This window comes from Variovorax sp. 54, assembly GCF_002754375.1.
Lineage (GTDB): Bacteria > Pseudomonadota > Gammaproteobacteria > Burkholderiales > Burkholderiaceae_C > Variovorax.
Genome location: NZ_PEFF01000001.1, coordinates 3076502 through 3096593, shown reverse-complemented (window position 1 = coordinate 3096593; position 20092 = coordinate 3076502). Strand labels below are relative to the sequence as shown.

19 protein-coding genes are annotated in these 20092 nt (G+C 68.4%); 6 read left to right on the top strand and 13 right to left on the bottom strand.

Going from position 1 to position 20092, the window contains the following annotated elements; all coding sequences use genetic code 11:
- Positions 1 to 21: 21 nt before the first annotated feature.
- The 3 genes from CLU95_RS14330 to CLU95_RS14320 form a co-directional block, all read right to left on the bottom strand.
- Entirely contained in the window at positions 22 to 378 is a 357-nt protein-coding gene (locus CLU95_RS14330; protein ID WP_099794109.1) for a phage holin family protein, read from the bottom strand.
- Between the two features lie 105 nt (positions 379 to 483).
- Positions 484 to 948, bottom strand: a complete 465-nt coding sequence (locus CLU95_RS14325; protein ID WP_099794107.1) for a hypothetical protein — start codon at positions 946 to 948, stop codon at positions 484 to 486.
- An 86-nt stretch (positions 949 to 1034) separates the two neighbouring features.
- Entirely contained in the window at positions 1035 to 1769 is a 735-nt protein-coding gene (locus CLU95_RS14320) for a TerC family protein (RefSeq protein WP_099794105.1), read from the bottom strand.
- A gap of 507 nt (positions 1770 to 2276) precedes the next feature.
- On the opposite strand from CLU95_RS14320, the gene CLU95_RS14315 reads away from it, so the two are divergent.
- Both CLU95_RS14315 and CLU95_RS14310 read left to right on the top strand, forming a co-directional pair.
- Entirely contained in the window at positions 2277 to 2741 is a 465-nt protein-coding gene (locus CLU95_RS14315; protein ID WP_099794103.1) for a DUF3717 domain-containing protein, read from the top strand.
- Between the two features lie 2 nt (positions 2742 to 2743).
- Positions 2744 to 3049, top strand: a complete 306-nt coding sequence (locus CLU95_RS14310) for a putative signal transducing protein (RefSeq protein ID WP_099794101.1) — start codon at positions 2744 to 2746, stop codon at positions 3047 to 3049.
- A gap of 13 nt (positions 3050 to 3062) precedes the next feature.
- On the opposite strand, the gene CLU95_RS14305 is transcribed toward CLU95_RS14310, so the two are convergent.
- The 4 genes from CLU95_RS14305 to purB all read right to left on the bottom strand — a co-directional run bounded on the left by CLU95_RS14305 (position 3063) and on the right by purB (position 8551).
- Positions 3063 to 3623 carry a YaeQ family protein gene (locus tag CLU95_RS14305; RefSeq protein WP_099794099.1) on the bottom strand — a complete coding sequence of 187 codons (561 nt, stop codon included), beginning with the start codon at positions 3621 to 3623 and terminating at the stop codon, positions 3063 to 3065.
- Positions 3624 to 3669: 46 nt separating this feature from the next.
- A complete protein-coding gene (locus CLU95_RS14300) occupies positions 3670 to 5835 on the bottom strand; it encodes a TonB-dependent receptor family protein (protein ID WP_099794097.1) in 2166 nt (721 codons plus the stop codon).
- Between the two features lie 72 nt (positions 5836 to 5907).
- Positions 5908 to 7029, bottom strand: coding sequence for a PepSY-associated TM helix domain-containing protein (locus CLU95_RS14295; RefSeq protein WP_099797298.1), 1122 nt, complete (start codon positions 7027 to 7029; stop codon positions 5908 to 5910).
- Positions 7030 to 7171: 142 nt separating this feature from the next.
- On the bottom strand, positions 7172 to 8551 hold the full coding sequence (gene purB / locus CLU95_RS14290) for an adenylosuccinate lyase (protein ID WP_099794095.1): 1380 nt from the start codon (positions 8549 to 8551) through the stop codon (positions 7172 to 7174).
- A 119-nt stretch (positions 8552 to 8670) separates the two neighbouring features.
- Here purB and CLU95_RS14285 point away from each other — a divergent pair, with 119 nt between their 5' ends.
- Positions 8671 to 9282, top strand: coding sequence for a glutathione S-transferase N-terminal domain-containing protein (locus CLU95_RS14285; RefSeq protein WP_099794093.1), 612 nt, complete (start codon positions 8671 to 8673; stop codon positions 9280 to 9282).
- Between the two features lie 40 nt (positions 9283 to 9322).
- Here the strand turns inward: CLU95_RS14285 and CLU95_RS14280 are convergent, their stop codons facing one another.
- The 4 genes from CLU95_RS14280 to CLU95_RS14265 form a co-directional block, all read right to left on the bottom strand.
- Positions 9323 to 10567, bottom strand: a complete 1245-nt coding sequence (locus CLU95_RS14280; protein WP_099794091.1) for an SAM-dependent methyltransferase — start codon at positions 10565 to 10567, stop codon at positions 9323 to 9325.
- Complete coding sequence (locus CLU95_RS14275; RefSeq protein WP_099794089.1) at positions 10564 to 11370, bottom strand: DUF1365 domain-containing protein; 807 nt, start codon at positions 11368 to 11370, stop codon at positions 10564 to 10566. Before CLU95_RS14275 ends, CLU95_RS14280 begins: the two co-directional genes overlap by 4 nt.
- Positions 11367 to 12722: an NAD(P)/FAD-dependent oxidoreductase gene (locus tag CLU95_RS14270; RefSeq protein WP_099794087.1), complete on the bottom strand. Its 1356-nt coding sequence runs from the start codon at positions 12720 to 12722 to the stop codon at positions 11367 to 11369. Before CLU95_RS14270 ends, CLU95_RS14275 begins: the two co-directional genes overlap by 4 nt.
- Positions 12723 to 13014: 292 nt before the next feature.
- Positions 13015 to 13629, bottom strand: a complete 615-nt coding sequence (locus tag CLU95_RS14265) for a glutathione peroxidase (RefSeq protein ID WP_099794085.1) — start codon at positions 13627 to 13629, stop codon at positions 13015 to 13017.
- A gap of 129 nt (positions 13630 to 13758) precedes the next feature.
- On the opposite strand from CLU95_RS14265, the gene CLU95_RS14260 reads away from it, so the two are divergent.
- The 3 genes from CLU95_RS14260 (at position 13759) to CLU95_RS14250 (ending at position 16181) form a co-directional block, all read left to right on the top strand.
- A complete protein-coding gene (locus tag CLU95_RS14260; protein WP_095747294.1) occupies positions 13759 to 14616 on the top strand; it encodes a ferritin in 858 nt (285 codons plus the stop codon).
- A 97-nt stretch (positions 14617 to 14713) separates the two neighbouring features.
- Entirely contained in the window at positions 14714 to 15604 is an 891-nt protein-coding gene (locus tag CLU95_RS14255) for an RNA polymerase sigma-70 factor (RefSeq protein WP_099794083.1), read from the top strand.
- A gap of 109 nt (positions 15605 to 15713) precedes the next feature.
- Positions 15714 to 16181: a carboxymuconolactone decarboxylase family protein gene (locus CLU95_RS14250; protein WP_099794081.1), complete on the top strand. Its 468-nt coding sequence runs from the start codon at positions 15714 to 15716 to the stop codon at positions 16179 to 16181.
- 3 nt (positions 16182 to 16184) lie between these two features.
- On the opposite strand, the gene CLU95_RS14245 is transcribed toward CLU95_RS14250, so the two are convergent.
- Together CLU95_RS14245 and glnE are read right to left on the bottom strand one after the other, a co-directional pair.
- The gene (locus tag CLU95_RS14245; RefSeq protein ID WP_099794080.1) at positions 16185 to 17288 is read right to left on the bottom strand and encodes a septal ring lytic transglycosylase RlpA family protein; all 1104 of its coding nucleotides are present in this window, start codon (positions 17286 to 17288) and stop codon (positions 16185 to 16187) included.
- A complete protein-coding gene (gene glnE, locus CLU95_RS14240) occupies positions 17281 to 20076 on the bottom strand; it encodes a bifunctional [glutamate--ammonia ligase]-adenylyl-L-tyrosine phosphorylase/[glutamate--ammonia-ligase] adenylyltransferase (protein ID WP_099794078.1) in 2796 nt (931 codons plus the stop codon). Before glnE ends, CLU95_RS14245 begins: the two co-directional genes overlap by 8 nt.
- Between the last annotated feature and the right edge of the window lie 16 nt (positions 20077 to 20092).

Here is a 20092-nt window from a genome sequence, read left to right as displayed (position 1 = left end):
AAGGGGCGTTGCCGCCGGCGCTCAGCGCCGTGGCGACAGCAGCCCGCCCAGCGCGCTCTCGATGAGCAGCCCGAGCAGCGAGTAGATCAGCGAGCCCAGCAGCGCGGCGAAGAAGCCGCTGACGTGGAAGCCGCCGAGCATGCCCGAGGCGGCCCAGAACAGCAGCGCGTTGATCACGAACAGGAACAGCCCGAGCGTGACGATGGTGACCGGCAATGTGAGGATCACCAGCACCGGCCGCACGATCATGTTGAGCAGGCCGATCACGGCCGCCGCGAGCAGCGCCGAACCGAAACTCTGAACCTGGACGCCGCTGTAGAGGTAGGCGACCGCGAGCAGCGCGACGGCGCTGAGCAGCCATTTGAGGAGGATGCGCATGCGTCGCAGGATACCCCACACGGGCCCCCACAAAAGAACAAGCCCCGCTGCGTTGCCGCAGCGGGGCTTGTGTCGGTTCGGTGGGGCGTGTGACCCTGACGAGGCCTACTCGGCCAGCTCGTTCGCCAGCACCAGCAGTGCGCCCATGCCCATCACGGCGCCGGGAAAGGCCCAGCCCGATTGCTTGGGCGGGGTCTGCTCGGGCGTGACCGGTTCCAGGTCGACGCCGATCTTCGGGCGGCGCGCATCGACCACATGGGAGGCCGCGTGCTCGCGCTTGAGTTGCTGCGTCAGGTCGGTCAGCGGGCCCTTGGCCAGCACCGCCGTCACCTGGCCGCCGTTGCGTTCGAGCAGCGGCAGCATCTGCGCCTGCACCTTGCTGAACCACTTGGCGCGCCAGTTCTCGCGCGCGCTGTGGCTCACCCACTTGCTGATCCGGTGTGTCATGCGCGGCGCGCAGGCCACGAGCACCCAATGGCGCGCGACGACGTTGTTTGCGTCCGGCGCCAGTTCGGCGAACTGCTCGCTGGCATAGACGGCGTCGTCGACGTAAAGAATGATCTTTTCCATGAGTGCTCTCCTTTGATAGTTAGAGTGACAGAGACCGGATTGATGCAAGAAGTTTCAGTGCGGGGCGTTTATCGACCGATGAACGCTCAGTGAGCCGGGGTGGCGGGAGCCGGCTTGCGCGAAGCGGCCCACTTGCCGATCGCCAGCACCAGCAGCGCACCGAAGATGCCGGCGGCGTACTTGATGGTGTCGGTCTGCGGCACCTTCGGCACCCAGGTCCAGTTGGCGGGGTTCGCCAGTGCCGGGTCGGACACAGCCATCGTGCCGGCGATCCAGCCCAGCAGCATGCCGCCCAGCGTGATGATCATCGGGAAGCGGTCCATCAGCTTGATGACCAGCTGGCTGCCCCAGACGATGATCGGGATGCTCACGAGCAGACCGAAGATCACGAGCGGCATCTGGTGGCCTTCGCCCGCGCCTTGTGCGGCACCGGCGATGGCGATCACGTTGTCCACGCTCATCACCAGGTCGGCAATGATCACGGTCTTGACGGCACCCCAGAGCTTGTCGCTGCCGGTGATGTTGCCGTGCGCGTCGTCATGGTCGGGGGCCAGCAGTTTCACGCCGATCCACAGCAGCAGGATCGCGCCCACCAGCTTCAGGAACGGAATCGCGAGCAGTGTGAGCGCGAAGAAGATCAGGATCACGCGCAGGATGATGGCGCCGGCGGTGCCCCACAGGATGCCCTGGGTGCGCTGCGCGGGCGGCAGCTTGCGGCATGCCAGCGCGATGACGACGGCGTTGTCGCCGCCCAAAAGAATGTCGATCATGATGATCTGACCGACTGCGACCCAGAATTCCGGGGCCATGAACTGTTCCATAGATTCCTCTTTGTCTTGGCGCCATGCCCGCAGCTCCCTGATGGGGACCACGACGGGCAGCGGCATGCCGATGCGTTTCGATTCACCCTGCGCGGGCGCGGTCGAAAGCGGGGGTGCGAAGGCCGGGTGACACCGGGGACTTGCGAACGCTTCGACCAAACCTGCGCAGGTTCAAATCGAAGGTCTCGCTCGACAACAGCAGGCGCGCCGACAAGTGTCGGCGCGTGTGTCGCCCGCCAGGCCGGAAGTGTTGTGCTTCGTATTGACGACCTGACGATTCACGCTGCCCGGGGGCAGCGATCGGGAGCTACTCCCCTTCGTGGGCGGGATTAGAGCATTGAAGACCGCGCCGAGGCAACCAAAAGTTTTCTTTGCATTCAAGGTCGATCCTTCTGCAGGCCGCATGCACTGGGCGATGCACGCTCTATTTTTCGTAGCGCCTATGGCCCTAAGAAGGGGTGGGACATTGCGGGACTATGATCGCCGCTCGCTGTTTTTTCACTCTCCATGGCCGCCATCCACATCACCGACATCGAGGCCGCCATCAACCACTGGCGCGAGAAGTCTCCCTCGCCCGACGGCATCACGCTGGCACCCGAACTGCGCGCGCTGGCCGAGGTCTACGCGCTCATGGTCTTCCACCACGAAGACGAGGTCGACGAGGTCGGCTTTCCCGCCAAGGCCTGGGCTGCCTGGCTCGACTGGTACCACAGCACGCCCGACACGCCCTGCATCGCGATCTGCTCGACCAGCCAGGGCGACGACGAATGCAAGGGCTGCGGCCGCAGCTTCGACGAGGTGCAGTACTGGCCGGCCATGACGCCGGTCGAGAAGCGCGTCACCTGGCGCCGCATCACCATGGAAGACTCGGCCTGGCGCTTCAACCGCTACGCCGAGCGTGCGCGCGAAGCCGAACCCACCGCCGCGGAGCCCGAGTTCGACCCGGACGACGACAAGCACTGGGCGCCCTGACCATGCGCCGCCTCGCGCAAGCCCCCAACCTCGCGATCGCGACCGTGTGGGCGCATGCCTTGCGCGAGGAGGGCGTGGCCGCGACAGTGCAGCGCGAATTCCTCGGCGCGGTCATGGGCCAGTTGCCGCCCGACCAGTGCCTGCCCGAGATCTGGGTCGACGACGCATCGCAGTACGAGCTCGCGCAGCGCCTGCTGCACGAACTGCAGAACCGCCCGCAGCGCAGCTGGCTGTGCGTGTGCGGCGAGCAGGTCGAAGGCGGCTTCGAGCAGTGCTGGGAGTGCGGCGAGATGATGCCGGTGGCCTAGCCGCGCGGACCCTTCACTTCCACTTGAGCAGTTCGACGTCGATGCTGTTGACGCCGTCGCCCAGCGTCAGCGTGCTTTCCTGGATCGTCGCCTGCAGCTGCATGCTGCGCTGCGCCAGCTTGGCGAGCGCCTGCGAAGCCTCGGTCGGCACGCGGTAGACCTTCAGGTTCTGCGGCCGCGTGAGCTTGTTCTCGATGCCGCGCCACCAGATTTCGGCGGCGTGGTTGAAGCAATAGACGATCACCTCGTCCGCCTTGCCGCAGGCCTTGATGATGGGCTTGTCTTCGGGCTGGCCGACCTCGATCCAGATCTTGGTCTGGCCCGTGAAGTCGCGCAGCCACACGTCGGGTTCCTCGACATTCGACAGGCCGGCGCCGAAGGCCAGCGTGCCGTCGCCGTTGCAGATGTCCTGCAGCTGGTGCGCGTTGAGCGCGAGCGCGACCAGCCGGATCATCATCCGCTCGTCGGTCTCGCTGGGGTGGCGCGCCAGGGTCAGCGCATGGTCGGCGTAGTAGCCGTGGTCGATGTCGGCCACCGCGAGGGTGGCCTTGAAGATGGTGGATTTGAGAGCCATGGGTGCGCGAGTGTAGGCCCGACGCCCTCCCGCGCACCCCCGCGCCTCAGAACGCCAGCGACGCCTGCATGTACAGCGTGCGCGGCTGGCCCACGTACTTGCCGCCGTTGTTGTCGACCGAGCGGTTGTAGTAGCGGCGGTCGAACAGGTTCTTCACGCCCACGGCCAGCTTCAGGTGGCTCAGCGACGGGCCGAAGTCGTAGGCGGCGCGCAGGTTCATGGTGGCGTAGCCGGGGATGTCGCCGAGCCGGCCGGTCGAATCTTCCAGCGTGATGTACCTCGCACCGTCGTCGGGCGCGCCCGGCGAGCGCTGCTTCGACTGCGCGTACACGTCGGCGTTGACCGTCCACGGCCCGCGCTCGTAGCGCGCGCCCAGCGTGGCCACCTGGCGCGAGTAGAACGGCAGGTCGCGGCCGGCGAAGGCGCCGGCCTTCGAGGTCGCCTGCGTGTACGTGTAGGTGCCCGACACCGACAGCCCCTTGAGCGCGTCGCTCAGGCTGCCCAGGTCGTAGCGCAGCGCCGACTCCAGCCCGCGGTGGCGCGTGGCGCCCAGGTCGGTCCACTGGCTGACCTCGCCGGTGATCGAGCGCGCCAGCTGCAGCTCCTTGTCGAAGTTGATGTTGAACAGCGTGAGTTCGCCGCTCCAGGCCTCGCCCTTGTAGTGCGTGCCGACCTCGTAGGTCTTGGCCTTCTCGGGATGCAGGCCGCTGGTCGACTGCGCGAGCTGCGCGTACTGCTGCGGCCCGAACGACACGCCGGCATTGGCGAACACCGACCAGCGCTCGCTCATGCGGTAGAGCACCGACAGCGTGGGCAGCACCTCGTTGGAGTCGATCTTCGGATAGATCGCGCTGGTGATCCGGCCGCTCGCCATGTTGAAGACGTCGTTGTGCGAGCGGATCGATTCGTAGCGCACGCCGGGCGTGACCGTCCAGTTGCCGAAGTCGATGCGGTCGTCGATGTAGAACGCATGCGCCGTCGTGCCGCCCTTGCTGAACTGGTACGTGGGCTGGGCCAGCGAGTAGGCATCGAAGCCCGGGCGCGGCCGGTAGTAGCTGCTGCGCGTGGCCACCTCGGAGGCTTCTTCCTTGAGGTAGCGCGCGCCGACGCTGATCTCTTGCACCACGCTGCCGGAGTCGATCAGGCGCGAGTAGCGCGGCTCGAAGGCGTAGGTCTTGTAGTGGCGCGGGGCGGCCGTGAGGCGGCGCTGGCCGGCGCTGTTGCCCGAGCCTTCCTGCTCGAGGTGGCTGCCGCGGAACGAGTCCGTGTAGTAGGTCAGCATCTCGAACTTGTTCACGCCGTCGTTGTGCGTGTACTTGACCGAGCCGTCGGTGCGGTTGCCGCTGAATTCGTCGAAAGGGCGGTCCGACTGGAACGGGTTGGCCGCGAACTGCGCGGTGGTCAGCCCGCCCGGCATGCTGGCGCTGCCTTCGAAGCGATGCAGCGTCACGGCGATGTCGTCGGTCTTCGAGATTCGGTAGGCGCCCTTGAGCATCAGGTCGTCGATGCGGGTCTTGTCGTTGCTCTGGCGCAAGCCGTTGCCGTGCGTGCCCGAATACAGCAGCGCCAGGCCCAGGCCGTTCTCGTTGGTGCCGCCGATGAACAGGGTGGGCGTGGTCTTGGTGCCGCCGCCGTGGCTGGCGCTCTCGACGCCCACGCCCACTTCGCCCGCGAACTGCTTCGGGATCGAGCGCGTCACGAAGTTGATGATGCCGCCCACGTTCTGGGGGCCGTAGCGCACCGAGCCCGCGCCGCGCACCACGTCGACCGCCTCGAGGCTGCCCAGCGACACCGGTGCCAGCGACAGCTGCGGTTGGCCGTAGGGCGCGTAGGCCACGGGCACGCCGTCGATCAGCACGGTGGAGCGGAACGACAGCCGCGAGGTCAGGCCGCGCACGCCGACGTTGAGCGAGATGTCGCTGCCGCCCGTGCCGCTGCTTTCCTGCACCTGCACACCGGGCACCTGGCGCAGCACGTCGCGCACGCTGGCGGCGCCGCTCTCCTGGATCTGCTTGCGCTCGACGATGCTGCGCGCACCGGCGTGCTCGAGCACCTTGGTCTCGCTGGGCGAGCCGAGCCAGTCGCCGGTGACCGTGATGGCCTCGAGCGACTTCGAAGGATCGGCCCCGGGCTCGGCGTCGGCTGCGAAGCTCTGGAAGCTGATGGGAAAGAGCGCCATCACGATGGCGGCGGTTTTTGTTTTCTTGAACATGGTTTTTTCCTCCTCTGGTTGTCGAAAGCGTTGTTGTCTGTTTGTTTGCCTGAATGTGTGTGCCAGGGGTGCTCAGGGCGCCGTACCGCGGGACAGCGCGTGGCTGCGCGCGGCCGCAGCCACGGCGCGCCGGCGCCACCAGAGCCACACGCCGCTCAGGCCGAGGCCGGCCAGCGCCAGGCCCAGCAGCGCGGTGATCGCTTCGTGCACCACGCCGCCCAGCACGCCGGTGTGCAGCGGATAGATGAGCACCACCGCGCCGTTGCCGACATCCATGTCCTGCCAGCGGCGCACGCCGAGCACCTCGCCCGTGACCGGATGCAGCCACACCGAGCCGATGCCGTTCGGGTGCGGGTCGTCGGCAAGGCGGAAGCGCACGCGCAGCGGCCGGTCCGTGCGGCCGGGCACTTGCAGGTAGCCGATCGGCTGGCCCGGAAACACCGCCTGCGCACGGGCGACGAGTTCGTCGAGCGGCAGGCGCGGGCCCGTGGACGTGCCCTTGGGCACCACCGGCGCCTTGGCAGGCGCCTGCCCGAGCGCGCTCGAGATGAAACCGCCCAGCGGCCGCCAGGCCATGTAGGCGCCGGTGAAGACCGACACCGCAATCAGCAGCCCGAGCACGGCGCCGCCGGTGCGGTGCAGGTCGAACAGCCCGCGCAGCAGGCCGCGGTTCAGCACGATGCGCAGCGAGGGCGGCCAGCGCGTCGGCCACCAGAGCACCACGCCGGTGACCAGCAGGCACAGGTACGTCAGCGCGGCGATGGCGAGGATGCCCTTGCCCGTGTCTTCCAGCAGCAGGCTGCTGTGCAGTTCGAACAGCAGGTTGTAGGCGCCTTCGTGTGTGCCGCGGCGGCCCTGTTCGGCGCCCGTGGCCGGGTCGAGGTAAAGCGTGCCTTCCCACGGGCCGCGCACCATCACCCAGAGCGTGTCGCCGGGCTGGCGCGGCGGGCGCAGCGTGAGGTTGGCGTCGGGGCCGAATTCGGCCAGCAGGCGTTGGCGCAGCGGTTCCAGCGGCGCCACGGCCGTGCCGTGGCTGCGCGCGGAGAAGAACTCAGGATGGCCGGCGCGGTCGAGCGGCAGCGCCACGACCAGCACGGCGCCCAGGAGCGCCGTGAGGGCGAGCAGCGGACCGAGCGTGAGGCCGATCCAGCGGTGGAGCGTGAGCCAGTGGCGTCTCAGCGGGGCGCGCAGCATGAACAACGGGGACGTGGAAGCGTCCCGTCAGGGTTGTCGGCTGGCATGCCCTACACGGGGCACGTTGGCTGGGGGGATCGAGCAGCGAACGAAGCGCACCGGCCGTGGGCAGCACGGGCCGGCGGATCGTCGCGGGGGAAGCCTAAATTCTACGAGCGAGTTCGGCGGCCTTGCCGGTGTAGCTGGCCGGCGTCATGGCCAGAAGGCGGGCCTTTTCCTCTTCGGGAATCTCCAGCGAGCGGATCAGCCCGTGCAGCGCCTCGGCCGTCACGGTCTTGCCGCGCGTCACTTCCTTGAGCTGTTCGTAGGCGCCCTGCACGCCGTAGCGGCGCATCACGGTCTGGATCGGTTCGGCCAGCACTTCCCACGACGCATCGAGGTCGTCGGCCAGCGCTTCTTCGTTGAGCTCCAGCTTGCCCAGGCCCGTGGCCAGGCTCGCATAGGCCAGCGTGGCGTAGCCGAAGGCCACGCCGATGTTGCGCAGCACCGTGCTGTCGGTCAGGTCGCGTTGCCAGCGGCTGATGGGCAGCTTCTCGCTCAGGTGGCGCAGCACCGCGTTGGCCAGGCCCAGGTTGCCTTCGGCGTTCTCGAAGTCGATCGGGTTGACCTTGTGCGGCATGGTCGACGAGCCGATCTCGCCCTTCTTCAGGCGTTGCTTGAAGTAGCCCAGGCTCACATAGCCCCAGATGTCGCGCGAGAAGTCGACCAGGATCGTGTTGACGCGCGCCACGGCGTCGAACAGCTCGGCCATGTAGTCGTGCGGCTCGATCTGGATGCTGTACGGCTGGAAGTTCAGGCCCAGGCCCAGCGGCGCGGGCGTCTCGACGACCTTGCGGCTGAAGGCTTCCCAGTCGAACTCGGGCCAGGCGGCCAGGTGGGCGTTGTAGTTGCCCACGGCGCCGTTCATCTTGCCGAGCAGCTGCACGGCGGCGATTTGCGCGCGGGCCTTGGTCAGGCGCACCGCCACGTTGGCGATTTCCTTGCCGACGGTGGTCGGGCTGGCGGTCTGGCCGTGCGTGCGCGAGAGCATCGACACGTCGGCGAACTGGTGCGCCATTTCGCGCAGCTTGGCGATCAGGCCGTCGATGGCCGGCAGCACCACGGTGTCGCGCGCGGCCTGGATCTGCAGGGCGTGGCTGGTGTTGTTGATGTCTTCGCTGGTGCAGGCGAAGTGCACGAACTCGGCGGCGGCCAGCAGCTCCGGCCGGGCTTCGAACTTCGACTTGATCCAGTATTCGACGGCTTTCACGTCGTGGTTGGTGGTCTTCTCGATGTCCTTGATGGCCAGCGCGTCGGCCTCGGAGAAATGCGACACCAGCCCCATCAGGTACTTGCGGGCGCCGCCCGTGAGGGGCTTGAACTCGGCAAAGCCGCAGTCGGACAGCGCAATGAACCAGGCCACCTCCACCTGCACGCGACGGTGCATGTAGCCCTGTTCGCTCATCAGCGGGCGCAAGGCCGCGAGTTTGGCCGCATAGCGGCCGTCAAGGGGGGAGAGGGCGGAAACGGTGGAAAAGCTCATGCCCGAATTTTAGGCGGCCGCCGGCGGGTCGTGCCGCGGGGAGATTCGGGCGGCGTCTTTTTCCGTTCACCTAAAATGCCTGCGAACAAACGTTAACAGACGATGGGGAGAGAGCCTTCATGAAACTGATCGGATCCGCCGCCAGTCCTTATGTGCGCAAGGTGCGCGTGGTGCTGGCCGAAAAGCGGCTCGACTACCAGTTCGTGATCGAAGACGTCTGGTCCGCCGACACCACGATCGCCCACTCGAATCCGCTGGGCAAGGTGCCGTGCCTGATCATGGAAGGCGGCGAGGCGATGTTCGACTCGCGCGTCATCGTCGAGTACATCGACACCCTGTCGCCCGTGGGCAAGCTCATTCCGCAGCAAAGCCGCGAACGCGCCGAGGTCAAGACCTGGGAAGCGCTGGCCGACGGCGTCATGGACGCCGGCGTGCTCTGGCGCCTCGAAGCCACCTGGACCGGCCGCGCCGACGGCGAGCGCAGCGCCGCCTGGATCGAGCGCCAGCGCGTCAAGGTCGAGGCCGGCGTGGCCGCCATGGCCAAGGGCCTGGGCGACAAGCCCTTCTGCAGCGGCATCCACCTGAGCCTGTCGGACATCGCGGTCGGCTGCGCGCTGGGCTGGCTGGGGCTGCGTTTTCCCGAAATCGACTGGCGCGGCGAGCACGCCAATCTGGCCAAGCTGTATGACAAGCTCATGCTGCGGCCGAGCTTCATCGACACCCAGCCCTGAAACGACAAAGCGCCCGAGGGCGCTTTTTTCATGGGCGTTGTCAGCCGGCCGGCGGTGTGGGCCGCTTGCGCAGCGTGTACTGCACCACGTCGGTGCTCTGCTGCAGGAACGCGGCCTCGCAGTAGGCCAGGTAGAACTCCCAGATGCGCGAAAAGCGTTCGTCGAAGCCCTGCTGCAGGACCGTGGCCCGCTGCGCAAGGAAGCGCTCGCGCCAGCGCCGCAGCGTTTCGGCGTAGTCGGCGCCGAAGGCGAATTCGTTCACCACCTCCAGCCCGGCGGCCTCGGCGGCGCGCCGGAACTCGCGCGGGCAGGGCAGGCAGCCGCCCGGGAAGATGTACTGCTGGATGAAGTCGGTCGCGCCGATGTAGCGCTCGAACAGCCGGTCGTCGATCACGATGGTCTGCACGCAGGCGCGCCCGCCCGGCTTGAGCAGGCGGTGCACGGCCTGGAAGTAGGCCGGCCAGTAGTCGCGGCCCACGGCCTCGACCATCTCGATGGAGCAGATGGCGTCGAAGGGCGCGTCACTGATGTCGCGGTAGTCCTGCAGGCGCAGGTCGACCGGCAGGCCCGCGGTGCGCTCGCGCGCATAGGCCAGCTGCTCGGTGGACAGCGTCACGCCGGTCACCGAGGCGCCGAATTCGCGCGCCGCCATCTCGGCCAGCGCGCCCCAGCCGCAGCCGATCTCGAGCACGCGGTCGCCCGCCTTCACGCCGGCCCGGTCGAGCGCCCGCGCCACCTTGGCGCGCTGCGCCTCGGGCAGCGGGCGCGCCAGGTCGCCCTCGAACCAGGCGGCCGAATAGTTCATCGTCTCGTCGAGCCAGGCCGCGTAGAAGGCGTTGCCCAGGTCGTAGTGCGCGTGGATGTTGCGCGCACTGCCCGTGCGGCTGTTGCGGTTCAGCCGGTGCCGCAGCCGGTACGCGAGGCGGCCGAGCCAGTGGCCGTAGACCACGTCCTCGAGCGCGCGCCGGTTGGCGATGACCACCTGCATCAGTTCGACCAGGTTCGGCGTGCCCCAGTCGCCCGCGATGTAGCTTTCGGCGAAGCCGATGTCGCCCGAGCGCAGCGCGGCCCGGCAGGGCTCCCAGTTGCGCAGCGTGAGCGAGGTCGTGAGCGTGCTGCTGCCGGGCGCGGCGCCGAAGTGGCGCACGGAGTCGTCGGGCAGCCGCACGGTGAGCGAGCCGTGCGTGAGGCGCTGCAGCAGGCCGAGCACGGTGCGCGCGGCGCGCGGTGCGTCCTGCGGCAGCGCGAGGGGGAAGCCCGGGGCGGTGGTGGTGGTCGGTGTCATGGGTGCTGCTGCGGGGAGGAAGGGGTGTCGCGCGACACGAGGGAAAGCGGCGGTGCCGGCTTGGCGATGAAGGGCACGCGCTTGAGCCACAGCTTCGCGGCCTGCCAGTGGATGCGCGCGATCAGCCCGACGGTCATGGCGGGGTAGCGCCACAGCGCGCGCCGCACGAGGGCCGGGCTCAGCGGCGCGAGCTCGCCGCTCACGCTGGTCTGCAGCAAGGGGCCGTCGGCATCGTCGTGGTCGATGCGCACCACCGTGCGCGTGCGCGCGGTATCGATGAAGAAACGGAAGCGGTAGTCGCCCGTGACCCGGCAGAACGGCGACACGTGGAAGGCCTTCGCGGCGCGCAGTTCCACGCCGTAGTCGGGCTGGTCGAGCAGGTAGCAGTGGCGTTCGCCGAAGGTGTTGTTCACCTCGACCACGATGGCGCGCAGCGCGCCCTGCGCCGCGTGGCAGTACCAGAAGCTCACGGGCTTGAAGGTGTAGCCGAACACGCGCGGGTAGCAGTGCAACCAGGCTTCGCCGTCGGCGTCGTCGATGCCGTGCTCGGCCAGCAGCGCGTCCAGCCAGGCCAGCGCGCCGCCCTGTGCGGGGCTGCGGCCGTCGCCGTGGTCGGTGTCGTGGAACGACAGTGCGGCCGGGCGGTTCAGCGCCAACTGCGCGCTGCCGTGCGCGCGCAGGGTGCGCATCGGCAGCATCAGGAAGAAGGTCGGGTAGACGAAGGCGTGGTGCGCGGGGCGCAGGCGCGTGTGCCGGACTTCGCCGAAGCCCAGGTGCGGCACGGCCAGCGCCGGAGAGGTCATGCCGCGCGCCTTGCCGGGGCCGCCTCGCCGCCGGCCAACCGTGCCCGCACGCCCTCGGCGGCAGCCAGCCCGGCCTTCAGGCCGTCTTCGTGGAAGCCGTAGCCCATCCAGGCGCCCGCGAACCAGGTGCGGCGCCGGCCCTGCAGCGCGGGCACCTCGGACTGCGCGCGGATCGCGCCCAGGTCCAGCACGGGGTGGTCGTAGTCGTATTCGGCCATGACGCGACTACGCGCGATCTCGCCGACCGGATTCAGTGACACGATCACCGGCTGTTCCCAGGGCAGCGGCTGCAGCTTGTTCAGCAGGTAGTGCAGGCAGACGCGGCCCGCCTCGTCGTCGCCCGTGGCGGCGCGCTGGTAGTTCCAGGCGGCCCAGGCCGAGGGTCGGTGCGGCAGCACCGACGCGTCGGTGTGCAGCACGGCGTGGTTGCGCTGGTAGCGAATCGTGTCGAGCACCGCCAGCTCGGCCGGATCGGGGTCGCCGAGCAGGGCCAGCGACTGGTCGGTGTGCGTGGCCAGGATCGCCTGGTCGAACACCTCGGTGCCTGCGTCGGTCGACACCCGCACGCCGTCGTCGTCGCGCACGATACGCCGCACCGGCGTGCGCAGGCGCGCATCGGGCAGGCCGGCGACGATCTTCTCCACGTAATGCCGCGAGCCGCCGCGCACCGTGCGCCAGGCCGGGCGGTTCGCGATCTGGATCAGCCCGTGGTTGTGGCAGAAGCGGATCATGGTCGCGACCGGGAACGCCAGCATCTGCGTGGTCGAGCAGCTCCAGATGCAGCCCATCATCGGCAGGAAGTACCAGTCGCGAAACGCGGTGCCGAAGCGGTGGGTGTCGAGGAAGGCGCCCAACGGCTGGGTCAGTTCGCTCTCGGTGCCCGCCTCGGCGATGCGCGTGGTCAGGCGGTTGAAGCGCAGCAGGTCGCGCAGCATGCCGAGGAAGCGGGCGTCGAGCAGGTTGCGCCGCTGGGCGAACACGGTGCCCAGGTGGCTGCCGCTCCATTCGAGCGGCCGGCCGTTGTCGCGCACCGCCTGTACCGAGAACGACATGTCCGAGGCGGCCGTTTCCACACCCAGCTCGGCGAAGAGGCGGATCAGCTGCGGGTAGGTGCGCTCGTTGTAGACCAGGAAGCCGGTGTCCACGCCGTGCGCGACGCGGGTGGCGTCGTGCGCCGAGCGCGGCAGCTCGATCGTGGCCGTGTGCGCATGGCCGCCGAAGTAGTCACTGGCTTCGAAGAGGGAGACGTGGGCCGTATCGCGCAGCGCGTGGGCGGCTGCGAGGCCGGAGATGCCGGCACCGATCACGGCGATGCGGGGAGGGCCGGAGGAGCCTGGGGGGCGCTGCGTCATCGCAAGCCCCGGTTCCGGCGGGAAGACAAAAATGCTGCGAGGCGCCCCGACACGAAGGAGGGAGGGAGGGAGGAGGAGAAGAATCGCCTCGGGATTTCAACCGGACGGCAGGCGCCCGGAAGACCTCGCAACATGAAAACCTGTGGGCCTTGGCCGCCCACGCCAAGTATGAGCGCGGGTTTTGACGCACGGTTCCCCGTCGAGTGGTAAACGTTTGTGACGTGCAGTTCACGGTGCAGTGTGCGCATCGGCAAATAATATTACCGATACGTTTTTTGTGAACTGATCAGTCTTAATTTGGCCCGAGCTGTTTCTCGATGACGGTCACGAAGCCGGTTTCGTCCGGTGCCGTCATGCTCGACCAGGCCTGCACCACCTTGCCGTCGCGCCCGATCAGGTACTTGTAGAAGTTCCACTTCGGCGTCGTGCCCGAGGCCTGCGCGAGCTGCTTGAACAGCGGGTTGGCGTCGGTGCCGCGCACGGCCGACTTGGCGAACATCGGGAATTTCACGCCGAAGGTGCTTTCGCAGAAGTCGGCGATTTCCTTGTTCGAGCCCGATTCCTGGGAGAAATCGTTCGACGGGAAGCCCAGCACCACGAGGCCGCGCGCGCGGTACTTCATGTCCAGCGCCTCCAGCCCCTTGTACTGCGGCGTGAAGCCGCAGAAGCTGGCCGTGTTGACCACCAGGACCACCTTGCCGGAGTACTGGCAAAGGTCCTGGGGCTTTTCATCTTGCAGCCGGGGGAAGCTGTGTTGCAGGATGGCCGGGCACCCGGCGGCGCCTGCTGCCGCGGGCGCGGCGGGGGCGGTCTGGGCACCCGCCGGGAGGGCTGCCGCGAGGCCCGCCACGAGGGAAAAGGCCGTGGCGCAATGTCGCAGCGTCGACAATCGGGCGGGGGTTCGCATGACGGGCTCCTGGATCGAAAAGGGGGGTGTGCATCCGTGGCGCGAGGGCGCGCGTGGACACATCATCGCGCGTCTGTCATGGGCGCGCCAAACGGGCCGATTAAAATCGGCGGCCATTGAAAGACTTTGATGCTCTACCCGGAACTCTTCAGACAACTCGAATCCGTCCGCTGGGACATGGACAAGGACATTCCCTGGCAGTCGTTCGACGCTTCCTTGCTGACTGAAGAGCAGGCGCAGACCATCAAGATGAATGCCATCACCGAGTGGTCGGCGTTGCCGGCCACCGAGATGTTCCTGCGCGACAACCGGCACGATAGCGATTTTTCGGCGTTCATGTCGATCTGGTTCTTCGAAGAGCAGAAGCACTCGCTGGTGCTCATGGAGTACCTGAAGCGCTTCAGCCCGCAGCACGCGCCCACCGAGCAGGAGCTGCACGAGGTGCGCTTCGACTTCGACCCCGCGCCCCCGCTCGAAACCCTCATGCTGCACTTCTGCGGCGAGATCCGCCTCAACCACTGGTACCGCCGCGCCGCCCAGTGGCACACCGAGCCGGTCATCAAGCACATCTACACCACGCTGAGCCAGGACGAAGCCCGCCACGGCGGCGCCTACCTGCGTTACATGAAGCGCGCCATGGAAAAGTTCGGTGACGAGGCCCGTGCCGCTTTCACCAAGGTCGGCGTGCTCATGGCCAGCGCGCGCCGCACCGCCCAGGCGCTGCACCCGACCAACCTGCACGTGAACAAGGCGCTGTTCCCGAACGACACCATCCAGAGCCGCATGCCCGATCCCGACTGGCTCGAGCACTGGCTGGACAAGCAGATCAAGTTCGACGCCGTCTGGGAAACCAAGGTCGGCGAGCGCATCCTGCACAACCTGAGCCTCTTGATGAACCGCAGCTTCAAGACCGTGCAGGAGCTGAACCGCTACCGCAAGGAAGTCTCGGCCACGCTGGGCCCCAAGCCCGAATACCAGGGCGCCTGAGCCGCACCACACGATCCGAAAAATCGCCCCGCATCCCGGGGCGATTTTTTTTCCCGCGGGCTGTCACAACGCGGCGACGTCAAACGTCTAATCGGGCATGGACGACCCGACCCTCTCCTTCGACAGCCACCGCCGCCGCCTTCAAGGCATCGCCTACCGCATGCTCGGCTCCGTGGCCGAGGCCGAAGAGGTGGTGCAGGACGCCTGGCTGCGCTGGCACGAGGCCGACAAGGCCAGTTTCGACAGCGCCGAAGCCTGGCTCGTGACCGTCGTCACGCGCCTGTCGATCGACCGGCTGCGCAGTGCCAAGGTCCAGCGCGAGCACTACATCGGCCCGTGGATGCCCGAGCCCACGCTCACCGGGTCGCCCGACACGCCCGAAGAAGTGCTCGAGCGTGCCGACAACATCTCCGTCGCCTTCCTGGCCGTGCTCGAGCGCCTGGCGCCCGAGGCGCGCGCCGCTTTTCTCATGCGCGAGGTGTTCGACGCCGACTACGACGAGATCGCCCAGACCCTCGGCAAGAGCGAGGCCGCGTGTCGCCAGCTCGTGCACCGCGCCAAGGTCCAGGTGCAGGAGGCGCGCCCGCGCTTCCAGGTGTCGCGCGACACCCACCAGCGCCTGCTGCGCGCCTTTGCCGACGCCGCCGCGCGCGGCAGCATGCAGGACCTGAAGGCGCTGATGGCCGAGGACGTGGAGCTCATCGGCGACGGCGGCGGCAAGGTGCAGACCTTCAGCAAGATCCTGCGCGGCAGCCAGCGGCTGGCGCAGCTGTACTTCTCGCTGTGGCGCCGCATGGGCGCCGGCGTGCACATGGCGCTGGTCGAGCTCAACGGCGAGCCCGGGATGCTGCGCTTTCTGGACGGCGAACTCGAATCGGCCCAGACCTTCGAGATCGAGGGCGAGCGCATCGTGCGCATCCGCGCCCAGCGCAACCCCGACAAGCTGGCGCGCATCGCCCAGTTGTTCGCCGGGAAGCGGGGCGACTGAAAAAATAATGCGCCCGGCCTGTCACAGGGCCGATGGCTGGCGCGTCTTCAGTGTGTAGCAAGCAGATTTCGTTTCGCTTTCTCTCACCCACCACCCTGGAGTACACACCATGAGCCAAGCCCCCGCCCTCCGTCTCGCCTGGACCAAGTTCGCCCCCAAGTCCTTCCAGGCCATGATCGCCGTCAACGGCAGCTTCGAGTCGAGCACGCTCGGCAAGGTGCTGATCGATCTCGTCTTTGCCCGCGTCTCGCAGATCAACGGCTGCGCCTACTGCCTCGACATGCACGTGCGCGACCTGCGCGTGCAGGGCGAAGAGTGGCAGCGCATCAACAGCCTCGCCACCTGGCGCGAGGTGAGCCTCTTCAACGAACGCGAGCGTGCGGCGCTCGACTGGGCCGAAACCCTCACGCGCCTGGCCGATCACCACGCCGATCGCGATGCCGAGTTCGAAGCCCTGAAGGCCGTGTTCAGCGACCAGGAAATCGTCGAGCTCTCGCTCGCCGTGGCGCAGATCAACGCCTGGAACCGCCTCGGCGTGGGCCTGCGTTCGCAGGTCGTGGCCAAGGCGATGCCCTGAGCTTCAGCGTCTTTCGACCACCATCGGCGCGATGCGCAGGCTGTCGCGCAGCTGCGTGACGGCGTCGCCCGCCGCGTTGCGCGACGGGAACGGGCCGGCCTGCAGACGGTGCGTGCCGGCTTCGCTGAACACGCGCAGCTGCGGCGCCAGCGTGGGCAGGCCGCGCGCGGCCTGGTTTCTCAAGCTCTCGGCGCCGTCGCGTTCGCGGAACGCGCCGAGTTGAACCCAGAAGCCGGACGCTGCGGACGACGGCGCCGAAGGTGCGGCGGGCGCAGCGAGCGGGGCCAGCGGCGCGAGGTCCGTCACCACCATCGCTTCACGCGGGCCGGCCGGTGCCTCGGGCTCCGACGGCGCAGCGGCCATCACCGGCGTCTGCGGTGCCACGGGCATCGTCGCTGCAGGTGCGGCAGCGGCCGTCATCGCAACCGGTGCGACCCAGGCCGACGGCACGGCCACCGGCGCCGCTGCCACCCGAACGGGTGCCGGCGCAGGCGCCGCGGCATAGGCCGTGCCCGCATCGCGGCGCCAGGCGCCGGTGCGGATGTCTTCATTGGTGATGCGCTCGATCTCCACCGGCGCCACGCCGCGCAGCAAATCGAGCTTCAGCGCCGCCGTGTAGCTCAGGTCGATCACGCGGCCGTCCACGAAGGGGCCACGGTCGTTCACGCGCACGATCACTTCGCGCCCATTGGCCGGGTTGCGCACACGCACATAGCTGGGCAGCGGCAGCGTCTTGTGCGCGGCCGTCATGGCGTACATGTCGTAGGGCTCGCCGCTCGCAGTCGAGGCCGCATGGAACTTGCGGCCGTACCACGAGGCAACGCCCGATTCGCGGAACGGCCGGTCGTCGGTGATCGGTTGGTAGCCGCGGCCCAGCACCGTGTAGGGCTTGCTGGTGCCGCCGCTGCTGCGGATGGGCTCGATGCGGGGCTCGGCGTCGGGCACGCGGTCGAGGTCCGACGGAATGTTGGTGCCGGGGCCGTCGCGGCCACTGGCCACACCACCACCACTGCCGCTGCGGGGCCCGCTGGCGCAGCCGGCCAGCACGAGCGCGGCGGCCAGGGCGCAGGCCGTCAGCCCACGGGAAGCGAGGGCGCCGTCAGCCAAAGACCGCCTTCCACAGTGCCAGCATGGCGTCGCGCTCGGCGCTCAGGGCGGGCGGCGTGACCTGCGTCGGCTCTTCGTTCAGGCGCGCGGTGTGCTGCACGCGGCGCAGCTCGCGGTAGGCGGTGGCGGCGTCGCGGCCCACGCCTTCGGGCAGCAGTCCGGCCTGTTCGGCGCGCAGCAGCAGCGCGATGTTGCCCAGGTTGGGAATCAGCTCCGGGTGCGCGCCCGAGGCCGACAGCACCAGGAATTGCACCGCGAACTCGGCATCGACCATGCCGCCGGGGCTGTGCTTCACGTCGAAGCGGTCGGCCTTCACGGGGCGGGCGCCGCGCAGCTTGTTGCGCATGCCGATGATCTCGGCCTTCAGCGATTCGCGGTCGCGCGGCGCCACCAGCACGGCCTCGCGCACCTGGTCGAAGCGCGCGCCCAGTTCGGCGCCGTGGTCGGCGCTGCCGAGCACGAAGCGCGCGCGCGTCATGGCCTGGTGCTCCCAGGTCCATGCGGTGTTGCTGCCGCGCCCGAGCTGGTACTTTTCGTAGGCCTCGAAGCTGGTGGTGAGCAGGCCCGAGTTGCCGTTGGGGCGCAGCGCGGTGTCGATCTCGAACAGATCGCCCTCGCGCGTCTTCACCGTGAGCCAGTTGATGAGCTTGCGCACGTAGGCCGCATAGACCTCGCCGGCGCGCTCGTCGTCGTCGTCGTAGACGAACACGATGTCCAGGTCGCTGCCGTAGCCCAGCTCTTTGCCGCCCAATTTTCCGTAGCCGATGATCGCGAACTGCGGCACCTCGCGGTGCCGGTTGCGCACATGCGGCCAGCACCAGCGCGCGGTCACGCGCAGCGTGGTGTCGGCCAGCGCGCTCAGGTCGTCGGCCACCTGTTCGACGGTGATGCGGCCGTCCACGTCGCGCGCCAGCGTGCGGAACACCTCGGCGTGGTGGGCGTGGCGCAGCAGGTTCAGCAGGCGCTCTTCGTCGGCTTCGCCGGTGCGGGTGAGCGAGGTGTGGCGCGCTTCGAGTTCGCGCTCGAATTCGTCGGTGATGAAGCGGCCCGAGAGCATCTCGTCGCTCGCGAGCTCGTCGATCACGCCCGGGTGCTGCATCAAATAGCGCGCCGGCCATTTCGCGGCGCCCAGCAGGCGCAGCAGGCGTTCCTGCACGGCGGGGCGTTCGACCAGCAGCGCCAGGTAGCTCTCGCGGCGCATCAGCGGCTCGATCCAGTCGGCCCAGCGCATGGCGGCCTCGACGTGGCGCGGCGTCTGTCCCGCGCCGTCGCCGTCGGGTTCTTTCAGCCACTGGCCGGTGCGTTGCACCAGCTGGCGCAGGCGGCCCCGGGTTTCTTCGCGCAGGGCGAGCACGCGCGGCGTTTCGCACCAGTCGCGGATGCGCTCGGCAAACACGGGCGGCAGGTCGTCGAGCAGATCGGCCAGGTCGGCGGGCGCGGCCGATTTCTTGCCGTTGCACTTGCCGTTGCAGGGCTTCTCGCCGCCCAGCAGCTTGTCGAATTCCTGGGCCACGAACTCGCGGTGCGTGTCGAGCTGTTCGAGGAAGGGGCAGCAGTCGGCATAGCCCATCGACTGCGCGATCCAGCGCAGGTCGTCGTCATTGACCGGCAGCACGTGGGTCTGCTGGTCGTCCAGGTACTGGATGCGGTGCTCCACGCGGCGCAGGAACTCGTAGGCCGCGGCCAGCGTGTCGGCCGTGTCCTGCGGCATGAGGTTGGCGCGCGCCAGCCGTTGCAGCGCGTCGAGCGTGGGGCGCGTGCGCAGCTCGGGAAACTGGCCGCCGCGCACCACCTGCAGCAGCTGCACGGTGAATTCGATTTCGCGGATGCCGCCGCGCGAGAGCTTCACGTCGTTGGCGCGCTCGGGGCGTCCGGCGCTGCGGCGCGCCGACTGCTCGCGGATCTGGCGGTGCAGGATGCGCAGCGAGTCGAACACGCTGTAGTCGAGATAACGGCGGAACACGAAGGGCAGCACCACGGTGCGCAGCGCCTGGGCCTGGCCGCCGAGCACCACCTCGCGCGGCGCGACCACGCGGCTCTTCATCCAGGCAAAGCGCTCCCATTCGCGGCCCTGCACCTGAAAATATTCTTCGAGCGCATCGAGCGAGACCACGCTCGGCCCCGAGTTGCCGTTGGGCCGCAGCGCCAGGTCGACGCGGAACACGAAGCCGTGCTCGGTCACGTCGCCCACCAGCGCATAGATGCGCTTCACGGCGCGCGCAAAGTATTCCTGGTTCGACAGCTTGCCGCGCCCGTCGGCATCGCCGGCCGTGTCGCCGTCGACGTCGTACAGGTAGATGAGATCGATGTCGCTCGACACGTTGAGCTCGCGCGCGCCGAGCTTGCCCATGCCGATCACCCACAGCTGCGAGCGCTGGCCTTCGGGGCCAAGCGGCGCGCCGTGCTGGGCGTCGAGTTCGTGGCAGGCGTCCTGGCAGGCGATGTCCAGCGCCAGTTCGGCCAGCTCGGTCACGGCCGTGGTCACCACCGCGAGCGGGGCCTGCTGGTCGCAATCGAGTGTGACCAGACGTTCCATCGTGAGCTGGCGCACGATGCGCAACGCATCGCCCACGGCCACGCCGCGTGCGCGCAGCGCGTCGTAGGCGACGGTCATCGATTCGCGCCGGGGCTCGCCGGGCGGCAGCAGGTCGAGCTCGGCCGCATAGCGGCGACGCAGCCGCTGGACGAATCGGGAACTGGAAGAAAACGCGAAAGGCGTCGGATTGGATGGCAACTGATTCACACTGATGTGGGTTGGCGCGGAACCCGGCTCTAGGCTGGCGGTCATAATTCCCGACACAGCG